At 69.1% G+C, this 1,293-nt stretch carries 2 protein-coding genes; both read right to left on the reverse strand.

The features are described from left to right. Positions 1 to 860, reverse strand: an 860-nt coding sequence (locus tag AC1DU6_RS31630; RefSeq protein WP_477862135.1) for an acyltransferase family protein, incomplete at its 3' end; no start/stop codon positions are given. Positions 861 to 865: 5 nt separating this feature from the next. After that, positions 866 to 1,293: glycosyl hydrolase family 18 protein (locus tag AC1DU6_RS31635; protein ID WP_477862137.1), on the reverse strand; the 428-nt coding region annotated here is incomplete at its 5' end.

The following is a 1,293-nucleotide window of genomic DNA, read 5'->3' on the forward strand; positions in this document are numbered from 1 at the left end:
GCGTTCAGGCCAAAGGCGCGGCCTAAAGCGCGACGGCCGAGGCGATCGATCCACTGATGCGCTGCGGCCAACGCTACCGCCGCCAGGCCGCCGGTCCACAGCACGAAGGACGGCGTCCACAGCTGCTTGTTCCAGGGCAGCCAGCCCGACCACCACCAACCCACGAGCGCCGCCGCAACACCCGTCAACAGCAGGCCTCGTGTCTGATCGCGGCGCAGCAGGCCGCCGCAAAGCAGGCCGAAGATCGTCGTCGCCAGCGCGCCCAGCGTGGACAGCAAGCCCTCGGGGTCGAAGGCGATGCCGGTTGCCGCATCCCACTCGTAAGCCCACCGGCCCAGCACCAAGGTGTCGATCCGCTGGTTCAGGCTGCCGAGCTTGTCCAGCGTCGGGCTGCCGAACAGCAGCAGCGCGCCGTAGCCGATCAGCAAGGCCAGCAGCAAGCTCCACTGCCCGCGTGCACGCAGGTGGAGGGCCGCCACGCCCGCGAATGCAAAGCAAAGGCCTATCCGCTGCAGCACACCCAGCACACGGAACTCGGGCTTGTGCATCAACCACCAGGCCAGCAGATGCAACACCAGGCCCAGGCCGACGATGCGCAGGCCGCGCTGGATGACGGCGGCTCGCAGTGGCCCCGGCGCGGCGCCGGCATCCACGCGCGGCCCGAGAGCAAGCGCGGCGGACACGCCGACGATGAAGAGGAAGAACGGGAAGATCAGATCGGTGGGCGTGCAGCCATGCCAGGCCGCATGCTCCAGCGGCCAGTAGACCGCGCCCCAGTCGCCCGGGTTGTTGACCAGCAGCATGGCCGCCACGGCCAGGCCGCGCAGCGCGTCCACCGACGCGATGCGTCGTGAGGACATCGCACTCACGGCTGCATGGCGCTCAGGATTTCGCCGTTGTCCTGGCTCAGTTCCCAGGCGAACACGCCAGCCAGGCCCTGCTTCTTCGCGAACGCGACCTTGGCGCGCACGGCGCGCGGGTCGTCGTAGCCGACGAACCGGCCGCCACCCACCATCGCCCAGGACTGGGTGCGCTTGTCGAAGTGGGCCTTCATGCCCGTCAACGAATCGATGTCCTTGAAAGGCACCGAGCCGTCCTCGTTGGGCCAGGGCTTGGCATAGCGGCCGTCGGCCTTCACGCCGTCGAAGCCGCGGCCGTACATCGCGACGCCGGCGACGAGCTTGGCCGCCGGCACGCCTTCGCGTTTCAGATTGGCAACCGACGCCTCCAGGCTGGTGTCGTCGCTGGGCTTGGCGCTGCGCAGCGCGGTGTGGTTGACGGCCTTCTTGGTCC

This window comes from Roseateles sp. P5_B10 (assembly GCF_056400485.1).